Source organism: Rhizobium esperanzae (assembly GCF_002204185.1).
Taxonomy (GTDB): domain Bacteria; phylum Pseudomonadota; class Alphaproteobacteria; order Rhizobiales; family Rhizobiaceae; genus Rhizobium; species Rhizobium esperanzae.
In genome coordinates this window covers 1-17,868 of the sequence record NZ_MXPU01000001.1, presented here as the reverse complement: position 1 = coordinate 17,868, position 17,868 = coordinate 1, and the positions used below count along the sequence as shown (strand labels likewise).

The 17,868-nt window shown below is 62.6% G+C and carries 15 protein-coding genes and 1 pseudogene; 11 read left to right on the top strand and 5 right to left on the bottom strand.

Annotated elements, in window-relative coordinates:
* Window positions 1-15: 15 nt before the first annotated feature.
* The gene (locus tag B5E41_RS00075; RefSeq protein ID WP_088390086.1) at window positions 16-1,218 is read right to left on the bottom strand and encodes an MFS transporter; all 1,203 of its coding nucleotides are present in this window, start codon (window positions 1,216-1,218) and stop codon (window positions 16-18) included.
* Between the two features lie 136 nt (window positions 1,219-1,354).
* On the opposite strand from B5E41_RS00075, the gene B5E41_RS00070 reads away from it, so the two are divergent.
* Entirely contained in the window at window positions 1,355-1,912 is a 558-nt protein-coding gene (locus B5E41_RS00070) for a TetR/AcrR family transcriptional regulator (RefSeq protein WP_088390721.1), read from the top strand.
* A gap of 7 nt (window positions 1,913-1,919) precedes the next feature.
* Here the strand turns inward: B5E41_RS00070 and B5E41_RS00065 are convergent, their stop codons facing one another.
* On the bottom strand, window positions 1,920-5,423 hold the full coding sequence (locus tag B5E41_RS00065; RefSeq protein WP_088390084.1) for a PAS domain-containing hybrid sensor histidine kinase/response regulator: 3,504 nt from the start codon (window positions 5,421-5,423) through the stop codon (window positions 1,920-1,922).
* Between the two features lie 220 nt (window positions 5,424-5,643).
* Between B5E41_RS00065 and mscL the strand changes: the two genes are divergently transcribed.
* The 6 genes from mscL (at window position 5,644) to B5E41_RS00035 (ending at window position 13,000) form a co-directional block, all read left to right on the top strand.
* Window positions 5,644-6,081 (top strand): large conductance mechanosensitive channel protein MscL, encoded by a 438-nt coding sequence (gene mscL, locus B5E41_RS00060; RefSeq protein WP_088390082.1) that lies wholly within the window; start codon window positions 5,644-5,646, stop codon window positions 6,079-6,081.
* Between the two features lie 120 nt (window positions 6,082-6,201).
* Window positions 6,202-7,368: a pyridoxal phosphate-dependent aminotransferase gene (locus tag B5E41_RS00055; protein ID WP_088390080.1), complete on the top strand. Its 1,167-nt coding sequence runs from the start codon at window positions 6,202-6,204 to the stop codon at window positions 7,366-7,368.
* Window positions 7,369-7,571: 203 nt separating this feature from the next.
* On the top strand, window positions 7,572-8,606 hold the full coding sequence (galE, locus tag B5E41_RS00050; protein WP_088390078.1) for a UDP-glucose 4-epimerase GalE: 1,035 nt from the start codon (window positions 7,572-7,574) through the stop codon (window positions 8,604-8,606).
* A 116-nt stretch (window positions 8,607-8,722) separates the two neighbouring features.
* A complete protein-coding gene (locus B5E41_RS00045) occupies window positions 8,723-10,684 on the top strand; it encodes a putative bifunctional diguanylate cyclase/phosphodiesterase (RefSeq protein ID WP_088390076.1) in 1,962 nt (653 codons plus the stop codon).
* Window positions 10,685-10,766: 82 nt separating this feature from the next.
* On the top strand, window positions 10,767-11,819 hold the full coding sequence (locus tag B5E41_RS00040) for an enoyl-CoA hydratase/isomerase family protein (protein WP_088390074.1): 1,053 nt from the start codon (window positions 10,767-10,769) through the stop codon (window positions 11,817-11,819).
* A gap of 242 nt (window positions 11,820-12,061) precedes the next feature.
* Complete coding sequence (locus tag B5E41_RS00035) at window positions 12,062-13,000, top strand: MBL fold metallo-hydrolase (RefSeq protein WP_088390072.1); 939 nt, start codon at window positions 12,062-12,064, stop codon at window positions 12,998-13,000.
* A gap of 125 nt (window positions 13,001-13,125) precedes the next feature.
* Here B5E41_RS00035 and B5E41_RS00030 read toward each other — a convergent pair whose 3' ends face one another.
* Together B5E41_RS00030 and B5E41_RS00025 are read right to left on the bottom strand one after the other, a co-directional pair.
* On the bottom strand, window positions 13,126-15,186 hold the full coding sequence (locus B5E41_RS00030) for an ATP-dependent helicase (protein WP_088390069.1): 2,061 nt from the start codon (window positions 15,184-15,186) through the stop codon (window positions 13,126-13,128).
* Window positions 15,187-15,288: 102 nt separating this feature from the next.
* Entirely contained in the window at window positions 15,289-15,564 is a 276-nt protein-coding gene (locus B5E41_RS00025) for a hypothetical protein (protein ID WP_088390067.1), read from the bottom strand.
* A gap of 163 nt (window positions 15,565-15,727) precedes the next feature.
* On the opposite strand from B5E41_RS00025, the gene B5E41_RS00020 reads away from it, so the two are divergent.
* Window positions 15,728-15,988 carry a BON domain-containing protein gene (locus B5E41_RS00020; RefSeq protein ID WP_088390065.1) on the top strand — a complete coding sequence of 87 codons (261 nt, stop codon included), beginning with the start codon at window positions 15,728-15,730 and terminating at the stop codon, window positions 15,986-15,988.
* Between the two features lie 58 nt (window positions 15,989-16,046).
* Window positions 16,047-16,304, top strand: a complete 258-nt coding sequence (locus B5E41_RS00015) for a hypothetical protein (protein ID WP_088390063.1) — start codon at window positions 16,047-16,049, stop codon at window positions 16,302-16,304.
* A gap of 228 nt (window positions 16,305-16,532) precedes the next feature.
* Here B5E41_RS00015 and B5E41_RS00010 read toward each other — a convergent pair whose 3' ends face one another.
* On the bottom strand, window positions 16,533-16,778 hold the full coding sequence (locus tag B5E41_RS00010; RefSeq protein ID WP_085858035.1) for a DUF982 domain-containing protein: 246 nt from the start codon (window positions 16,776-16,778) through the stop codon (window positions 16,533-16,535).
* A 261-nt stretch (window positions 16,779-17,039) separates the two neighbouring features.
* Here B5E41_RS00010 and B5E41_RS00005 point away from each other — a divergent pair, with 261 nt between their 5' ends.
* Both B5E41_RS00005 and B5E41_RS32055 read left to right on the top strand, forming a co-directional pair.
* On the top strand, window positions 17,040-17,483 hold the full coding sequence (locus tag B5E41_RS00005) for a hypothetical protein (RefSeq protein WP_088390061.1): 444 nt from the start codon (window positions 17,040-17,042) through the stop codon (window positions 17,481-17,483).
* A gap of 252 nt (window positions 17,484-17,735) precedes the next feature.
* Window positions 17,736-17,868 (top strand): annotated as a pseudogene (locus tag B5E41_RS32055) (IS110 family transposase); the annotation flags it as partial.

Genomic DNA, 17,868 nt, shown 5'->3' with positions numbered 1-17,868 from the left:
ACACTCCCCCCGGAATCAAGCCGCATTCTCCGCCGCCTTTCTCCGGCCGGCGCGAACAGCCGTGATCCCGACGGCCAGCAACAGCAGGATGGCGCTCGCATAAATATCCGTCGTCACCTGGTAACCGGCGGATTTCGCCAAGAAGCCGGCAAGGATCGCCGGCAGGCTGAAGGCGAGGTAGCTCTGGATGTAAAAGGCCGACAGCAGTCCGGCCCGCTCGTCCGCTTTGGCAAGCGGCATGATGGTGCCGAGCGAGCCGAGGAAATTGGTGCCGAAACCGGCGCCGGTAAAAATCGTGCCGATCAGCAACAGCGGCACGTTTGCGAGATGCACGCCGGCAACGACCGTCAGGATACCGAGAGTCTTTGCCGATACGCCGAAGCCGAGATTGGCCTGGGCCGTCTTGCCGCGCCTAAGATAGACGGCGATCGCTCCGCTCGCCGTCAGTGCGGCGACGACCGCTCCTCCCGTCAGCGGCGCGGTGCTGCCGGTCGTGCTGGCGACCAGGGACGGGACCAGCGAAAGATAGAAGCCGCCGAGCGTCCAGTTGGCGATATTGATCGGCGTCACCAGCGAGAGCGGCCGCTTCGCCTGCGGCGGAATGGAAACCCGCGGTACCAGCGAACCGAGCGCACCCGGCCGCGTGCCGCCGGTTTCGGGGATCAGCCAGATCGCGGCGGCCTGCAGCGCGAAGGCGACGAAGAGCAGCGCATAGACCAGATGCATCGGGAAGGGGCCATACTGGATCAGGGCGCTGGTGCCCACCGCACCCACCGCCATGCCGCAAAGCGGCGCAATCGAATTGACGATCTGGCCCTTCGCCCGGTCGACATCGACGATGGCTGCTCCGAGCGAGGCGCCGGCGATGCCGGTGGCAATGCCCTGGACGATCCGCGCCGCGATCAGCCAGACGGGACCGCTGGCGGCGACGAAGAGAACCATTGCGACGATTTCGAGCAGTAGCGCTGAAAAGATCACTGGCCGACGGCCGAGATGATCGGAGATCGAGCCGGCGGTCAGCAGCGCCGCCAGAAGCGCAAAGGCGTAGACGGCAAAGATCACGGTGATCAGCACCGGCGAGATTGAAAAGTTCTCCTGATAGATCCGGTAGAGCGGCGTTGGCACCGAGGAGGCGCCGAAGAAGGTGGCGAGTGTCAGCGCATGAAAACCGATCGAGGGGCGCGGCGCATTCTCTGTGGATTTGGCGGCAGCGAACATATATAAGCCCCTTAAAGCTAACTCGTTGCGTTAGCTCCATGTAGGGCGAATAAGCCGCAAAGGCAAATTATTTGCGTTTATGCTCCTGTCAAAGATTTTGAACCATCGATGGCAGGACGAAGGTCGGGTTGCAGGCATGGCAGTGAAAGAAAATCTCCGTCCGGGCGGACGAAGCGCTCGGGTCCAGGCGTCGGTGCACAAGGCGACGCGCGATCTGTTGGCCGAGATGAGTCGTGCCGAAGTGACGATCCCGCTGATCGCCGCCAGGGCGGGCGTGACGCCCTCAACCATCTATCGCCGCTGGGGCGACCTGCAGGAGCTTCTCGCCGACGTCGCCGTCGAGCGGCTGCGGCCGGATATGCAGCCGGTCGATGCCGGCAGCGGCAGGGCCGATCTTCAGGCCTGGGCCGAACAATATGCCGAGGAAATGTCCTCCGGGCCGGGCCGCGAGATGATCCGCGACGTGTTGGCAGCGCAGGCCGGCGCCAATGCCAGCAAGTGCTGCGAATATACGCGCCAGCAGATCGTCGTCATCGCCGACAGGGCAAAGGCGCGCGGCGAGGCCTTTCCGGATGTCGACCTCGTCATGGATCAGGTGGTGGCGCCGATCGTGTATCGCATCCTGTTCGGCGACGTGCCGGATGCGGCGCGTGTGTGCGATCTCGTTTCGCGCATCATGAGCGCGCCTGACTGAACTTGCCTTACTCCGCGGCGGCGCGCTTGAGCCCGGATATCTGGGTGATGTAGGCGCGCAGCGCTGCCGGCCTCACCGGCTTGTGTTGAACGGCGATGCCGTAGCGCTCGGCCTCACTGCGCACTTCAGGCGTGCGGTCGGCGGTAACAAGCAAGGCGGGGATGTCGATACCGAACTGCCGGCGCAGATGCAGGATTGCGGCAAGCCCGGTGCCGTCGTCGAGATGATAATCGGCGATGGCAAGATCCGGAGGCCCATCCCCGCCGTCCATGGCGATCACCTCGGCAAGGCAATCCACCGCCGTCACCTCACAGCCCCAGCCGCTGAGCAGCAACCGCATGCCTTCCAGGATCTTCGGCTCGTTGTCGATGCAGAGGATTTTCAGTCCCTTGAGCGGCTGCCCCGGGCGGTCTGCGGGGGTGACGGCTGCAGCAGCCTCGGCCGGGCGTGAGACGTCGAGCGGCATGGAGATGCGAAATTCAGTGCCCCTGCCATGCGTCGAGAGCAGCTCGACCGGATGGTGGAGCACGCGGGCGATGCGGTCGACGATCGAAAGCCCGAGCCCGAGGCCGGAAGCAGTCTTGGCGCCTTCGTCCAGCCGCGCGAATTCCTTGAACACGGTGCGGAATTTCGATGGCGGAATGCCGATGCCGGAATCGATCACCTGGATGATCACCTGGTTGCCGCGCCGCCGCGCGCCGACCAGCACCTTGCCGGTGACCGTGTATTTTATGGCGTTGGAAACGAGGTTCTGCACCAGGCGGCGCAGAAGGTTCGGGTCTGAGCGGACGCGCAGCGATGTCGGCATGACGACCAGCTTCAGCTGTTTCTCCCGGGCGATCGGCGCAAAATCGGTTTCAATCCGCTCCAGCAGGTCGGAAAGCGCGACCGAGGCAAGCCGCGGCCGCATGGCGCCGGTATCGAGCCTGGAGATATCGAGCACCGCGCCCAGGATGGTTTCGACCGATTCCAGTGCTGAATCGATGTTGCGCACGATCGGGCTGTTGTCGGATTGCGCCATGCGCTCGACCAGCGCTGAGGAATAGAGCCTGGCGGCGTTGAGCGGCTGCAGGATATCGTGGCCGGCGGCGGCGAAGAAGCGGGTCTTGCCGATATTCGCCTCGTCGGCGGCGGCCCGCGCTTCGGCGAGTTCGCGGTTGACGCGGGTCAGCTCGGCCGTGCGTTCGGCGACGCGCTGCTCCAGCGTCTCATTCGCCTGTTTCAGCGCCCGATCGGCGCTGACGCGCTGGGTGATATCGGTGAAGGTGGCGACGATGCCTTTGTCGGGCATGGCGTTGGAGCGCACCTCGATGATCCGCTCGCCGCCACCGAGCACCAGTGCGAAGGGTTTGTCGAGCGTCAGGAAATGCCGCACCGTCTGCTGCAGATCGTCGGGCGCGATGTCGCCGCGCTGGCTGAGGATGGTGACGATCTCGGAGAGGGGAAAGCCGACCTGGCCGGCATTCTCGGGCAGCTCAAGCAATTGCCGGAAGCGCCGGTTCCAGATCGTCAGCCGGTTGGAACTGTCGAAGACGGCAATGCCCTGGTCCATTTGCGACAGCGCGGTCTGCAGCATGTCCTGGTTATATTGCAGCGCCTCGCTCGCCTGGTCGAGCAGCCAGGCGGTGTCGGAAGAGGCATCCTCGATCTTCTGCAGGATCAACGACAGCACCAGGCGGGCCGAGGATGAGCCGATGGCGCTGCCGAGCAGCTGTTCGCTGAAATGGATGAGCGCCATGTCGGCCGGCTGCTCGTCCTCCAGCTTGCGGCCGGAGCTTTGTTCGTAGGTGGTGAACGAGCGCTGCATGCGCTCTTCGCCGAGATAGCGCGAGATCGCCGCCTTGAGGTCGCCGACGCTGATGCGGGTCTTCCAGCCGCGCGTGGCGAACTGCGAGCGCGAATGCCGTTTGACGAAAATGCCGGCCTGGATGCGCTCCAGCGGCCGGGCATTGCGGGTGAGCGAGCCGACGACGAAGAAGGCGGTGTTGACGAGTAGGCTCATGACGGTCGCATTGACCAGCGGATCCGCCCCGGGCGCGGTAAACAGCGTCGAGCCGGGAAAGATGAAGCCGAGCACGGCGCTCGCCACATAGGAATAATCAGGCCCGCCGAGCGAGGGCAGGAACAAGAGATAGATCCAGATGACGAAGCCGGAGGTCAGTCCGAGGATGGCGCCGCGCGCATTCGCCCGCCGCCAGATCAGCCCGCCGAACAGCGCAGGCGCGATCTGCGCGATCGCCGCAAAGGAGAGCAGGCCGATCGAGGCAAGCCCGGCGGTGCTGTCGGTCGAGCGGTAATAGGCATAGCCGAACAGCAGCACGGCGAAGATGGCGCTGCGGCGGATATTGAGCAGCGTCTTGGCGAAATCGTCGCGCTGGCCGGCGCGCCCGGCAAGTTTGCGCCTCAGGAAAATCGGCATGATGATGTCGTTCGACACCATGATCGACAGCGCCACGGAATCGACGATGACCATCGCGGTGGCGGCAGAGAAGCCGCCGATGAAGATGATCAGCGACACCACCGGCATCTCGCCGGCCAGCGGCAGCGACAGCATGTAGAAATCGGCATTGCCGGCGCCGCCGAAGGTCAGCAGCCCGCCGATCGCCACCGGCAGCACGAAGAGATTGATTGATATGAGATAAGCGGGAAACAGAAAGCCTGCGAGTTTCAGCTGCTTCGCCGTCCGGTTTTCGACCACCGTCACATGGAATTGCCGCGGCAGCATGATGATCGCGAAGGCCGACAGAATGATCAGCGTGATCCAGCGGCTGATCGGCGTATGGTAAGCCAGCGCCGACATGACCAGGTGGTTTTCGACGGTCCTCTGCCACAGATCGGTGGGGCCATCGAAGAGAAACCAGATGACGCAGATGCCGGCCGTGAGGAAGGCGACGAGCTTGACCACCGATTCCATCGAGACGGCGAGGATAAGGCCGTCCTGGTGTTCCGTCGCATCCGTATGCCGCGTGCCGAACATGATGGCGAAACAGGCGAGCACCAGAGTGGCGACGAGCGGCAGGTCGAGGAAATAGAGATTGCCGCTGCCGATGCCGTAATCGGACGGGTTGACCATGGCGCCGACGGTGCTCGAGATCGCCTTCAACTGCAGCGCGATATAGGGAACGGTGCCGATCAGCGAGATCAGCGCCACGATCGTTGCGACCGTCGGGTTCTTGCCGTAGCGCGCGGCGACGAAATCGGCGACCGAGGTGAGCTTCTCCGCCTTGGCGAGCTCGATGATGCGGCGAAGCAGCGGCATGCCGAGCGTGAAGACCAGGACGGGGCCGATATAGATGCCGGCAAATTCCAGGCCGCGTTGTGCGGCAAGCCCGACACTGCCGAAATAGGTCCAGGAGGTGCAATAGATCGCAAGGCTGAGCGCATATACGACGGGCCATCCGCCTTCGAGCGCCCCCGGGCCGCGGTTCTTGCGGTCGCCGTAGCTTGCCACGGCGAAAAGCAGCAGCAGATAGCCGAAGGCAGACGCGAATATGACCCAGCCTGGAAGCATTAACCCTCCGCCGGCGAAAAGCCGCCGGCACCTCCCGCAACGAAGTCAGCTTAAGGCATTTCAGCTGCCTTGAAAATTCCCGTCCATCTACACCTTAAGTCAAAGGCCGGTGGGGACTTCGCCAGATAATTGCGATTGCCGATTGATTAATTGCAACGAAAATGTAGCTAATCGAAACAACGGCATATCTCTTAAATGGGATCGAAGGGAGACGGATCGGATGCTCAATGAGTTCAAGGCCTTTATCGCCCGCGGCAATGTCATGGATCTTGCGGTCGGCGTCATCATCGGCGGTGCCTTCGGTGGCATTGTCAAATCGCTGGTCGACGACCTTATCATGCCGATCGTCGGCGCCATTTTCGGCGGCTTCGATTTTTCCAATTATTTCCTGCCGCTCTCGTCGGCCGTCAACGCGCCGACGCTTGCCGCCGCCCGCGCCCAAGGGGCGGTCTTCGCCTATGGCAGCTTCCTCACCGTCCTCATCAATTTCTTGATCCTTGCCTGGATTATCTTCCTGATGGTCAAGGCGGTGAATTATCTCCGCATGCAGGTCGAGCGCCAGGAAAAGCAGGAGCCGGAACAATTGCCGCCGCCGCCGGCCGATGTCCAGCTATTGACCGAGATCCGCGATCTGCTGGCCAAACGCCCGGCCGTCTGAGCGGTCGTCGGCCCGCGGTCGGGCGGGCCGCCATTCATCACGAAAATCGATATGCCATCACTTGTTATCATGGGATTTGCCGGCGCAAATCCGCTATGAAGGCGGAAACCGGAGAGATGCATGTCGATCGTGGAAAGCCTCAGCCCGCGCGCCATAGCGGCGCCCGAAAGCGGGATCGTCGAAGTCGTCAATTATGCCCGCGGCCGTGAAGGCCTGTTGCCGCTCTGGGTCGGTGAAGGCGACCTGCCGACGCCGGACTTCATCAGCAGGGCGGCGATGGATGCTCTTGCATCAGGCGAGACCTTCTATACCTGGCAGCGGGGCATTCCTGAGCTTCGCCGGGCGCTGTCGGATTATTATGTCAGGCATTTTTCCGTCTGCCTTCCGGCCGAGCATTTCTATGTCACTGGCTCCGGCATGCAGGCGATCCAGATCTGCGTGCAGGCGCTGACTTCGCCTGGCGACGAATTCGTTTACCTCACCCCCGCCTGGCCGAATATTGCAGCAGCCCTCGAAATAGCCGGCGCGCGCTCTGTCGGCGTCACGCTGCAGTTCGAGGGCGGCAGATGGACGGTCGATCTCGAGCGCGTCGAAGCCGGCATCACATCCAGGACCAGAGGCATCTTCATCAACACCCCGTCAAACCCGACGGGGTGGACTGCGACGAAGAAAGATCTCGGCGATATCCTGGCGCTCGCCCGCAAACATGATCTCTGGATCATGGCAGATGAAATCTACGCGCGCTATTACTTCGCCGGCGGCCGCGCGGCCTCGTTCCTCGACGTGATGAAGCCGGACGACAAGATCATCTTCGTCAATTCCTTCTCGAAGAACTGGTCGATGACCGGCTGGCGCGTCGGCTGGATCGTTGCTCCGCCCGAGATGGGACAGGTGCTCGAAAACCTCATCCAGTATTCGACATCGGGCGTGGCGCAGTTCATGCAGAAGGGCGCCGTCGCAGCCCTTGATCAAGGCGATGATTTCGTCGCCGCCAATATCGCCAAGGCGACCCGGTCGCGCGATATCCTCTGCGACGCGCTGATTGCCACCAATCGCGTCGAGACATTGAAGCCGGACGGCGCGATCTATGCGTTCCTAAAGATCGACGGCGTTGTCGATAGCCGCAGCGCCGCGATCGATATCGTCGACAAGACAGGCGTCGGTCTTGCTCCCGGGGCTGCCTTCGGCGCTGGCGGCGAGCTCTTCCTGCGCGCCTGTTTCCTGCGCGATCCTGCCCAGGTGGCGATCGCGGCCGAGCGGCTCTGCGACTATATCCTCAAGTGTTGAGAGGGCGCGGTGCGCGCCCTGCCGGGACAATTTCGTGCCGAAATCCCCCCGATCGATAAAACTGTAGCAAAGACTGAAATCGGCCTCTAACCACGACTCCAAACATACCCGTTCGGAAGCCTTCCTACGGCGCCGTGATAAGAAAATTGGAAAGAAAACCGGCGCCTGATGCCCCTGCTTATAAATTGAAGCGGGGTGTGGGCATGGCGGTTTTGGTGACGGGCGGCGCCGGATATATCGGCAGTCACATGGTTTGGGCGCTCATCGATGCCGGCGAGGATGTGGTCGTGCTCGACCGTCTCTCCACCGGCTTCCGCTGGGCGGTGGCGCCGGCGGCGCGTTTTTATCTCGGCGACATTGCCGACCCCGACATCCTGAAGAAGATCTTCATCGAAAACGACATCGAGGCGATCATCCATTTCGCCGGCTCCGCCGTCGTGCCGGTGTCGGTCGCCGATCCGCTCTCCTATTACGACAACAATTCCGGCAAGACCCGTGCGCTTCTTTCCGCCTCGATCAGGGCCGGCATCCGCAACTTCGTCTTCTCCTCGACGGCCGCCGTTTACGGCCAGCAGCAGACGGACCTGCCGGTGAAGGAGACGGCTCCCCTCAACCCGGAAAATCCTTACGGTCAGTCGAAGCTGATGACCGAGCTGATGCTGCGCGATGCCTCCGCCGCCTATGATTTCAACTATGTCGCGCTTCGCTACTTCAACGTCGCCGGCGCCGACCCGCACCACCGCGCCGGCCAGTCGACTTCGGGCGCCACGCACCTCATCAAGGTTGCCTGCGAGGCAGCGCTCGGCAAGCGTGACAGCGTCCATGTCTACGGCATCGACTATCCCACCCATGACGGCACCGGCGTGCGCGACTACATCCACGTCACCGACCTCGCCGATGCGCATCTGAAAGCGCTGCAGCACCTGCGCAGGGACAAGGGCCCGCTCGTCGCCAATTGCGGTTATGGCAGCGGCTATTCCGTGCTCGACGTCTTGAACATGGTCACCCGCCTGCACGGGCATTCCTTCAAGATTCACATGGCGCCGCGGCGCGCCGGCGATTCGGCGAGCGTCGTCGCCGATCCTTCGCTCGCCCGGCAGGTGCTGGACTGGAAGCCCCGCTACGATTCGCTTGAGACCATCGTCCAGAGTTCGCTGGATTGGGAACTCTTCCTGTCGAACAGAAACGTCGATGATCTGCACAGCATCCACAGGGCACTTGCCGCCGCATCCTTCTGAGCGGTGTCCGGCGGCGACTGCCGTTTAACTCCGCGCCCGCGGGCTTCGAATGACATGACGTGAATAAGGAAACACCAAGCATCCTCTGGCTGGCTCCGGCCGACGGATAAGAGAAGATGAAGAACTTTCTGGCCTCATTGCAGCTGCGAAAAGACAATCCGACGCTTCTGATGGCGCAGTTTCGGGCCCTGTCGTCGCAGATCCCCATTCTCTATATCCTGCTGATCATCAATGCGCTGGCGGTGGCGATTACCCATCTGAAATCCGCGCCGCTGTGGCTGTCGCTCTACATTCCCCTGGCGCTCAGCGTCGTCTGTTTCTTCCGTCTCTGCTGGTGGGAGATCAGGGGCAAGGAAAACATCACCGCCGAGCGCGCGTATAAACTGATGAAGGTGACCATATCGGGCGCCGGCATTCTGACCGTCGCTTTCGGCGGCTGGTCGATCGCACTTTACCACTATGGCGACGCTTCCCAGCAGGGCCAGATTGCCTATTTCCTCGTTGTCACAGGCATTTCCTGCATCTTCTGCCTGATGCATCTACCGATGGCGGCGGCGATGACTACGGTTATCACCTTCTCGGCCATGATCGCGACCTTCATGTTCTCCGGCAATCCGGTTTTCGTCGCCACCGCTGTCAGCGGCCTTTTCCTGATCCTGCCCTTCCTCAGGGTGATCAACAGCTATTTCCAGAATTTCGTCGGCCTGGTGCAACTGACCGAGGAACTGAAGCAGAAGCAGGAGGAAGCCGAGGAGTTGAACCTGGTCAACAGCCGCAACGCGCTGCAAGACCAGCTGACCGGCCTTGCCAATCGCCGCAGCTTCTTCCTCTCACTGGAAGAACGGCTGCAGAAAAATCCGTCGATGCCGCCCGTCATCGGCATCATCGACCTCGACGGCTTCAAGCCGGTCAACGACGTCTTCGGTCATGCCGCCGGCGATCTGGTGCTCAAGGAGACGGCGCGGCGCTTCACGGTGCTGGTCGGCGAGGAGGGTGTGGTCTCGCGTCTCGGCGGCGATGAATTCGGCATAATCTTTCCCTGCTCGATGACGCGCCAGGCGATCGCCGATCTCGGCCAGGCGCTTTGCGCCGCCGTCCGCAACCCTTACGAAATCCCCGACGGCTCGGTCCGCGTTTTCGGCTCCTGCGGCATCGTCTATCCCGAGGCCGGCAGTTACACGGCCGAAGATCTTTACGAGAAGGCGGATTTCGCCCTCTATCAGGTCAAGAGCAAGCGCAGCAGCGGCGTCGAATTCTTCTCGGCCGATCATGAGAAGATCCTGACCCAGCGCCACCTGATCGAACTCGAGCTGCAGGCAAATGACTTCGCCAGCGAGATGAAACTCGATTATCAGCCGATCGTCGAATTGCAGAGCGGCCGCGTCGTTGCCTATGAGGCGCTCGCCCGCTGGGACAGCGCCCGCTTCGGCCGCATCAGTCCCACAGCCTTCATCCCTGCCGCCGAGCGCACCGCCGTGATCGGCCGCATGACGCGCATCCTCTTTGCCCAGGCGCTCGAAGCGCTGGCGATCATGCCGCGCCATCTGAGGCTGTCCTTCAATCTCTCGGCCCGCGATATCTGCGATCACGAGACCTCGATGGCGCTGCTGGCCATGATCACCCGCTCCGGCGTCGATCCCAGGCGCATCGAATTCGAAATCACCGAGACCGCGCTGCTCTCCGATTTCGACACGGCCGACCGGGTGATCACGATGCTGCGCGCCGCCGGCATCTCGATCGCACTCGACGATTTCGGCACCGGATTCTCGAGCCTCAGCCACATTCATCGCCTCGCCTTCGACAAGCTGAAAATCGACAAGGGCTTCGTGATGAATTTCGATCGTGACGCCCGGTGCATGAACATCACTCGTTCGGTCGCCAACCTCTGCCAGAACCTCGGCATCGCCTCGGTCGCCGAGGGCGTCGAAAGCGAAGCGATCGCCGAGGGGCTGAAGGCGATCGGCGTTCGCCTGGCGCAGGGCTATTATTTCTCGCGGCCGCTGCCGCTGGAACTCGCCATCGACTATGCCGCCCGCTGCGAGGCAAAAGCGGCCGCCCGGGATTCGCTGTCGGCTTGACCCATCGATGCCGGCTGACCGGAAATGCTCTGGAGCGATCTTGCATCGTCGTCTATTCATGGTTCGACAGCGGAGGTGAACCATGCAGGAGAGCGAAGTCATCATCGAGCGGCGAGGCACTGCCGGCATTATCCGGCTCAACCGGCCGCGGGCGCTGAACAGCCTGACGCTGGCGATGATACGGTCGATCGCCGAGGCGCTGGATGGTTTTGCCCGCGATGCCGACGTGGCGACTGTCGTGGCAACAGGGGAAGGCGAACGCGGCTTCTGCGCCGGCGGCGACATCCGCGCCCTGCATGAGAGCGCCCGGGCTGGCGACGGTCTCGCCGGAACCTTCTGGCGCGAGGAATTCCGTCTCAACCATATGATCGCCGTCTACCCAAAACCTTATGTCGCGCTGATGGACGGCATCACCATGGGCGGCGGCGTCGGCCTGTCCTCGCACGGCCGCCACCGCATCGTCACCGAGCGCACCCGCCTTGCCATGCCCGAAACCGGCATCGGCTACGTCCCCGATGTCGGGGCCACCTGGTTGCTGCCGAAGGCACCCGGGGAGGCCGGAACATGGCTCGGTCTGACCGGGCTCGATATCGCCGCGGCCGACGCGATATACGCCCACCTTGCCGATCTTCAGATCGCCTCGTCGCGGCTCGCAGAAGTGATCGAGACATTGTCGGGCCTGCCGCGCGGCAGTTCGTCGGGTGATGTCGACGGCGTTTTGCAGGTATACGCAGAGCCTGCGGGCGAGAGCCGGCTGCGACAGAACGCGACAATGATCGACCGCGCTTTCCGTTTCGACAGCGTCGAGGAGATTCTGGCTGTGCTCGACGTGGAGGACGGCGAATTTGCCGCTGAAACGCGCCGTGTGCTGCTGGCGCGCTCGCCGACCAGCCTGAAGCTTGCTTTGCGGCTCTTGAGGGCCGGCCGCCGCAGCGCCTCGCTCGCCGAATGCCTCGGCCGCGAACTCGGCGCCTGCCTGCAGATGCTGGATAATCCCGATTTCTTCGAAGGCATCCGCGCCGCGGTCATCGACAAGGACCGCAATCCGAAATGGTCGCCGGCCTCTGTCGAGGCTGTCAAGGCGCAAACGGTCGAGAAATTCCTGAAACCGGCCGAGCCGCCGCTTTTGCTCTGATGCTGTCATCCCCTGAATGCTGAATGCGCGGCATCTGCGGCGGGCGAGAGCCTCTGCGTCCTGATGCCAGCCTCTGCTACACCAAGTCTTCGGCGTGACGCGCCGAGACCGTAGGCCGGCCTGTGCTAAAGCCTAGCTTTCCCTCTCCTTTGAACTGATCGACCGCCAACCACGCTTCGGCTTAGGGTCCGCGACGTGACCCTATTCGACATCTCTCGATCACCAACAAACAGGAGCGCATCATGTCGCAGGCAGAAGCAAAACCCCGTACGACTGGTCAGCAGGAGCCTGGCAGGCTGAAGTCCGAAGAATTGGTTCCGTCGCGCTATGCGGTGCGGATCGGCGAAATCGAAGTGCTGATCATCAGCGATGGCGTGTTGCCGCTCCCGACGACGATGCTGGGACACAACGCCGACGCGGCTGACCGGGCAGTCTGGCTTGACGATATGTTTCTGCCGCGAGACGCTTTCGACTGGGCGTTGAACGTGGTCCTCGTGCGCAGCGGCGGGCAGACAATCCTCATCGACGCCGGGCTTGGCCTGGATCCGGACTTGAACTTGCCGCGCGCCGGGCAGCTGATCAAGCGACTGGAGGGCGCCGGCGTCGATCTGGCATCGGTGACCGACGTGGTGCTCACCCACCTGCACATGGATCACATCGGCGGCCTGCTGGTCGAAGGCGTCAAGGACCGGCTGCGTGCCGATCTCAGGATCCACGTGGCGGCCGCGGAGACCAAGTTCTGGGAGGCACCCGATTTCAGCCACGTCTCCATGCCACCGGGCTTTCCGGATGCGCTTCGGGCAACGGCAAAGCGGTTCCTCAGCGAGTATGGCGGCCATCTCAAGCTGTTCGACGACCGATCCGAGGTGGCGCCGGGTGTCGTCGTCCAACGCACCGGCGGCCACACCCCCGGACACAGCGTGGTCCGCCTCGCATCCGGCGGCGACCGGCTGACATTCGCCGGCGATGCCGTGTTCGCGGTCGGGTTCGAGCACCCCGACTGGTACAATGGTTTCGAACACGATCCCGAGGAGGCCGCTCGCGTTCGCATCGATCTTCTCAAGGAGCTTGCGGCGAACGGCGAACAACTGGTGGCCACCCACCTGCCGTTCCCGTCGGTCGGCCGGGTGGCGGTCGACGGTGACGTCTTCCGTTGGGTGCCGGTGTTCTGGGACTACTGAGCACCTGCCAGGTTAGATACGAACCAAAGCGCGCCACAGGATCGGATTGCCTGCGGCGCCTTTTAGTCTTTGGTTTTATGCATGTCGTTGTCTCGGAACCGCTGCACACTTCCGGGCGACATGCATTATCGCCACATGCCGCGCATACGGGCGCCGACGTCGATGCGCACCTGCCGCGCCTGGGCTTGCGCGGCGGCATCGGATTTCACCTGCGGCCAGCTGCAGGCCTCGAAGAATTGCAGCAGGGTCGCCGGGATGAAGCGGCTGCGCGAGGCATAGACGTGCCGGTCGCCCTGCGCATTCTGCCCATAGGTGAAGAAGCGCTGCGGCACGACGAGGTCGAGACCGTCGCGGGCGCGCGTCATCGCCACATAGAGCAGCCGGCGTTCTTCCTCGATTTCGGCGGTGGCGCCGACGGCAAGATCGCTCGGAATGCAGCCGTCGACGACATTCAGCATGAAGACCCTCGTCCATTCCTGGCCCTTGGCCGAATGGATGGTCGAGAGAATGAGATAGTCCTCGTCGAGCAGCGGCACCCCGGCCTGGTCGCTGGTCGCATCCGGCGGATCGAGGGTGAGTTCGGTGAGGAAACGCTCGCGCGAGGCATAGCCGCCGGCGATCTGCTCGAGCTGCAAGAGATCGGCCTGTCGCGTCGCCGCGTCCTCATGCAGCCTTTCCAGATGCGGCGCGTACCATTGCCGCGCCAGCTCGATTTCCGCCGGCCAGCCGGCCTTGCCGGATTTCATCTCCTGCAGCATCGAAACGAACTCAGTCCAATCCTCGCCGGAGCGCGGCGGCGCCGGCATGGCGGCAAGCGCCGACAGCGGGCTCGCGTCCTCGGACATCAGGTCGAGCGCCTTCTGCGCCGTCGACGGCCCGACGCCCGGCAGGATCTGCATCAGCCGGAAGCCGGCCACCCGATCGCGCGGGTTCTGGGCGAAGCGAAGGGCGGCCAGCATGTCCTTGACATGGGCGCTGTCGAGAAATTTCAGTCCGCCGAACTTGACGAAGGGAATGTTGCGCCGGGTCAGCTCGACCTCCAGCGGCCCGCTGTGATGCGAGGCGCGGAACAGCACCGCCTGCTGCTTGAGCTTGAGGCCTTCCTCGCGATGGTCGAGCACCTTGTCGGCGACGTAACGCGCCTGGTCAGCCTCGTCGCGCACCGTGACGAGCCGCGGCCGCTCGGAGGATTGCCGCTCGGTCCAGAGATTTTTGGTGAACCGCTCCGAGGCGAGATCGATGACGGCGTTGGCGGCTGTCAGGATCGGCTGCGTCGAGCGATAGTTGCGGTCGAGCGTGACGATATTGGCGGGCGGGCTGAAGGCCGCGGGAAAGTCGAGAATGTTGCGGACTGTCGCTGCGCGGAAGGAATAGATCGACTGCGCATCGTCGCCGACGACGGTCAACCCCTGTCCCTGGGGCTTCAGCGCCATCAGGATTGAGGCCTGCAGCCGGTTGGTATCCTGATATTCGTCGACCAGCACATGGTCGAAGCGGCTGCCGATATCCTCGGCAATCACGCTCTCGCCGACCATCTGCGCCCAGTAGAGCAGGAGGTCGTCGTAATCGAGCACATTCTGGCTCTGCTTGGCCTCGACATAGCAGGCGAAAAGCTCGCGTAGCTGTTTCTCCCACGCCGCGCACCAGGGAAACGCGTCGCGCAGCACCTGATCGAGTGCCGTCTCCGAATTCACCGCCCTCGAATAGATGGCAAGGCATGTGCCCTTGGCCGGAAACCGGCTTTCGGTCTTGGAGAAGCCGAGATTGTGCCGGATGAGGTTCATCAGGTCGGCGCTGTCTTCGCGGTCGTGAATGGTGAAATCGGCATCGAGGCCGATCTGCTGGGCATAATCGCGTAAGAGCCGCGCACCGATGCCGTGGAAGGTGCCGGACCAGGCAAGCGCGTCGGCCATGACGCCGGCATTGGCGCCGAGCACATCGCGGCAGATGCGCTCGACGCGCCGCGCCATTTCGGCGGCTGCCCGGCGCGAAAAGGTCATCAGCAGGATGCGGCGCGGATCGGCGCCCTTGACGATCAGATGGGCGACCCGATGCGCCAGCGTATTGGTCTTGCCGGAGCCGGCGCCGGCAATGACCAGCAGCGGCCCGGCAACATGGCTGCCGTCGATGAGCGTGCCATGCTCGACGGCCATGCGCTGCTGGGGATTGAGCTTTTCGAGATACATCCAGCCGTCCGGTCGGGCTCCCGCAGAATCACTGCGAGAAGATTAGATGTTCCTTGAATGTTCGCGATTTCGGCCGCTGTCAAGTCTGCGGCGCAGCGATCCTCAATCGGGGAAATCCGGTCCCACCTCGCGCCGCACCAGCTTCAGGCTGCGGTCCGGCTGGAGAATATAGGTTTCCTCCACACGCTGGCCCGTCTCATTGTAGAACTGGTTGTAGACGGCGCTGCCGACCGGCGATTTGGTGAGCTTGGTGCGCGGCTGGCCGCCATAGGTGATGCTGCCGGGAATGGGTTCCAGCGCCGGGCTGTCGGCCGAGGAACAGCCGGCCAGCACGACTCCGGCAAGAAAGACGGGTATCAGCACTTTCATTGTCGTCATCCCTCTGTCGACTGCACCAGATATGGAAGCCGCTGCAGTGTCCGCCAAGGGCACGCCACACCGGAGCCCGCAGAAATTAGGCTCGCAGATCGCGTCGAGCCCTTGCAACGAAAGCCCCTGCCGCCGCGTTAACTGAGATAAACCAACCTCAGGAGACGCTTAAGTGATCGGGTTTACGGTATTCCCCGACCATGACGAAACCGGCCGGCAGGGTCATGGCGAGGCGGCGACACGCGCTTCAGTCGAGAGCGCCCTTCATGCCGCCGGCGATCTCGACGCGCGCGAAATCACCGTCAGCACGCTTGGCGCCGATATCGTCCTCGAAGGTTTCGTGCGCCGGCATGGCGATGTCGAGCGGGCGGCCGAGATCGCCGAAAGCATTGTCGGCCGCGGCCATGTGCATAACCGCCTGTTGCGGCGCTGAGGGAACCAAGTGTCCTCCCGGGTGTTGAAATGCCGGATCTGAAACGCTGGAGACCCTCATGCAGACGCTTCTTCGCCTCTGGGCGTCCACCCTGATCATCGCCGTCTTTGCCGGCTCGGCCCATGCCTCGCTTGAGACCGGCACGGACTATTCCGCCTTGCCGAAGGATCAGATCGCCCTCAACGACTATACCGCCACTGTCGCCTGCCAACCGGCAGAGCCGCATTATCTGCCGTCCTTCATCCGCGCGGCTGACGGCACGATCATCGGTGTCGGTTATGTCGAGGTGGAGAATGCCGGCGACGCGGGCTGCTGACAAACGGGTTTGTCCGAACGAGGCTCGCCGGCGTTTCCGGTGACGAGCCTCTGACCATCATCATGATGGCTGTGTGTTTTCTATCGAAACAGCGGTCCCGGGCGCAACGCCCTTTGCGCCGAAACCCGGCAGCTGCTCGATCCAGGGTTAAGTGAAAATTAAACAATGTATCGTTCCGGCACGCGATGCCGGACAAAAAACGAAAACAGCCGGGCGTTCCTTGCCGTGTTAATGCAGCAGCTTCAGCTTCGCCTCTTCGGCCGCCGCCAGGAACTCGGCTCTTGCCTCTTCCACGCTCTTGCGCCCGTCGAGTGCTGCCCGGCAGGTGCTGCGCGCCTTGATATAATGCAGTCCGCGCGCGCTCGGCCAGAGATCCGCCAGACATTTCAGCGCATCGAACGGCCCGTTGACGGTCCTGAGGTCAGTGCCTTCGAAACCGACCTTGACCGGGTCGTGCCATTTTTCAGTTGCCATCGATGCTCCTCCAGGGTTTCGACAGAACTACGGTGCAGCGCCCACCTATCCTCAGGCGAGACGCCGCCATGATAGCCATTCTAGCGAGATTTTTGCGGTCAACAATGGTGAATCGTTTGTTGCCGATAAAGCGAAATGCCAGCCTGCGTAAGATGGGTCGCGTCGCGCGCAGCCTCAGAGATATTTTGGGTAGTCGCAGATAAGTTGTATGGCGCTTGCGCGCTGCTACCGCTACCATGCCGGGAAAGCTGAGGGCTCGACATGGATTTCGATCGAAAATTGATCCGGGCTGCGTTTCTGTGCAGTGCGCTGGCAATGCCGGCCCTTGCTCACGGTGCAGAGATATCCGCTGAAGACGCTTTGCTGGCGCGTATTTCCGCTGAGCTCGTCTCAAAAATGCAGCGGGAATATCTGCGGGCTACCCTGCGTGGCTACGGTGAAGGCGGGGTGATAGATATCGCCTCCTATGTCATATCAGAGAGCCGTGATCGATGGTATGTCGAGGGCATTTTTGATGGGGTTAATGCGCTACCCCATGCGCCAGTTCCCGGTGAAGAGGTGGTGGTAACCGGTGAACTGATCGAACGGTGGCAGTTATCCCCGTTTCGGCCTTATTACCTCGAAGCATCCGACATTCCCGATTGTACTGACATGCAGTCCGCTTCGTGCGGATGGCTGCCCCTCACCCTAACCCTCTCCCCGTAAACGGGGCGAGGGGACGTGCCCTACACGAGGCTTGCGGGGGACGGAGAGGTTGCGGCATGGCACCTTTGTAACTTCCCTTTACCCGCTGTTGGCATAGAACTGCCTGTTGCGGTGGCGGATGGGAGACCGTTGCACCTTTGGGACACCAAGCCCGTGGGAGAGCCTGGGTCTCCATCCGCCGTTCCATTGAACCCGAACAGTCGCCGGGGCCGCTTGCGAAGGCAAAGCCCGCTTAGGCAAGGATGGGATCAGATGGAGAAGAATGAGATCGTGGTTGTCGGCATCGATGTTTCCAAGGACCGATTGGACGTGGCGCTGCACCCTTCGGGCGAGCACTTTGCGGTCAGCAACGATCACTCCGGCCTTGAGGAGTTAATCGCCAAGC

Coding starts and splice junctions, on each gene's coding strand:
- B5E41_RS00040 (WP_088390074.1), top strand. CDS start 10,767: ATGCAGGAGAGCGAAGTCATCATCGAGCGGCGAGGCACTGCCGGCATT.
- B5E41_RS00065 (WP_088390084.1), bottom strand. CDS start 5,423: ATGCTTCCAGGCTGGGTCATATTCGCGTCTGCCTTCGGCTATCTGCTG.
- mscL (WP_088390082.1), top strand. CDS start 5,644: ATGCTCAATGAGTTCAAGGCCTTTATCGCCCGCGGCAATGTCATGGAT.
- galE (WP_088390078.1), top strand. CDS start 7,572: ATGGCGGTTTTGGTGACGGGCGGCGCCGGATATATCGGCAGTCACATG.
- B5E41_RS00025 (WP_088390067.1), bottom strand. CDS start 15,564: ATGACGACAATGAAAGTGCTGATACCCGTCTTTCTTGCCGGAGTCGTG.
- B5E41_RS00045 (WP_088390076.1), top strand. CDS start 8,723: ATGAAGAACTTTCTGGCCTCATTGCAGCTGCGAAAAGACAATCCGACG.
- B5E41_RS00075 (WP_088390086.1), bottom strand. CDS start 1,218: ATGTTCGCTGCCGCCAAATCCACAGAGAATGCGCCGCGCCCCTCGATC.
- B5E41_RS00010 (WP_085858035.1), bottom strand. CDS start 16,778: ATGGCAACTGAAAAATGGCACGACCCGGTCAAGGTCGGTTTCGAAGGC.
- B5E41_RS00005 (WP_088390061.1), top strand. CDS start 17,040: ATGGATTTCGATCGAAAATTGATCCGGGCTGCGTTTCTGTGCAGTGCG.
- B5E41_RS00070 (WP_088390721.1), top strand. CDS start 1,355: ATGGCAGTGAAAGAAAATCTCCGTCCGGGCGGACGAAGCGCTCGGGTC.
- B5E41_RS00030 (WP_088390069.1), bottom strand. CDS start 15,186: ATGTATCTCGAAAAGCTCAATCCCCAGCAGCGCATGGCCGTCGAGCAT.
- B5E41_RS00015 (WP_088390063.1), top strand. CDS start 16,047: ATGCAGACGCTTCTTCGCCTCTGGGCGTCCACCCTGATCATCGCCGTC.
- B5E41_RS00055 (WP_088390080.1), top strand. CDS start 6,202: ATGTCGATCGTGGAAAGCCTCAGCCCGCGCGCCATAGCGGCGCCCGAA.
- B5E41_RS00035 (WP_088390072.1), top strand. CDS start 12,062: ATGTCGCAGGCAGAAGCAAAACCCCGTACGACTGGTCAGCAGGAGCCT.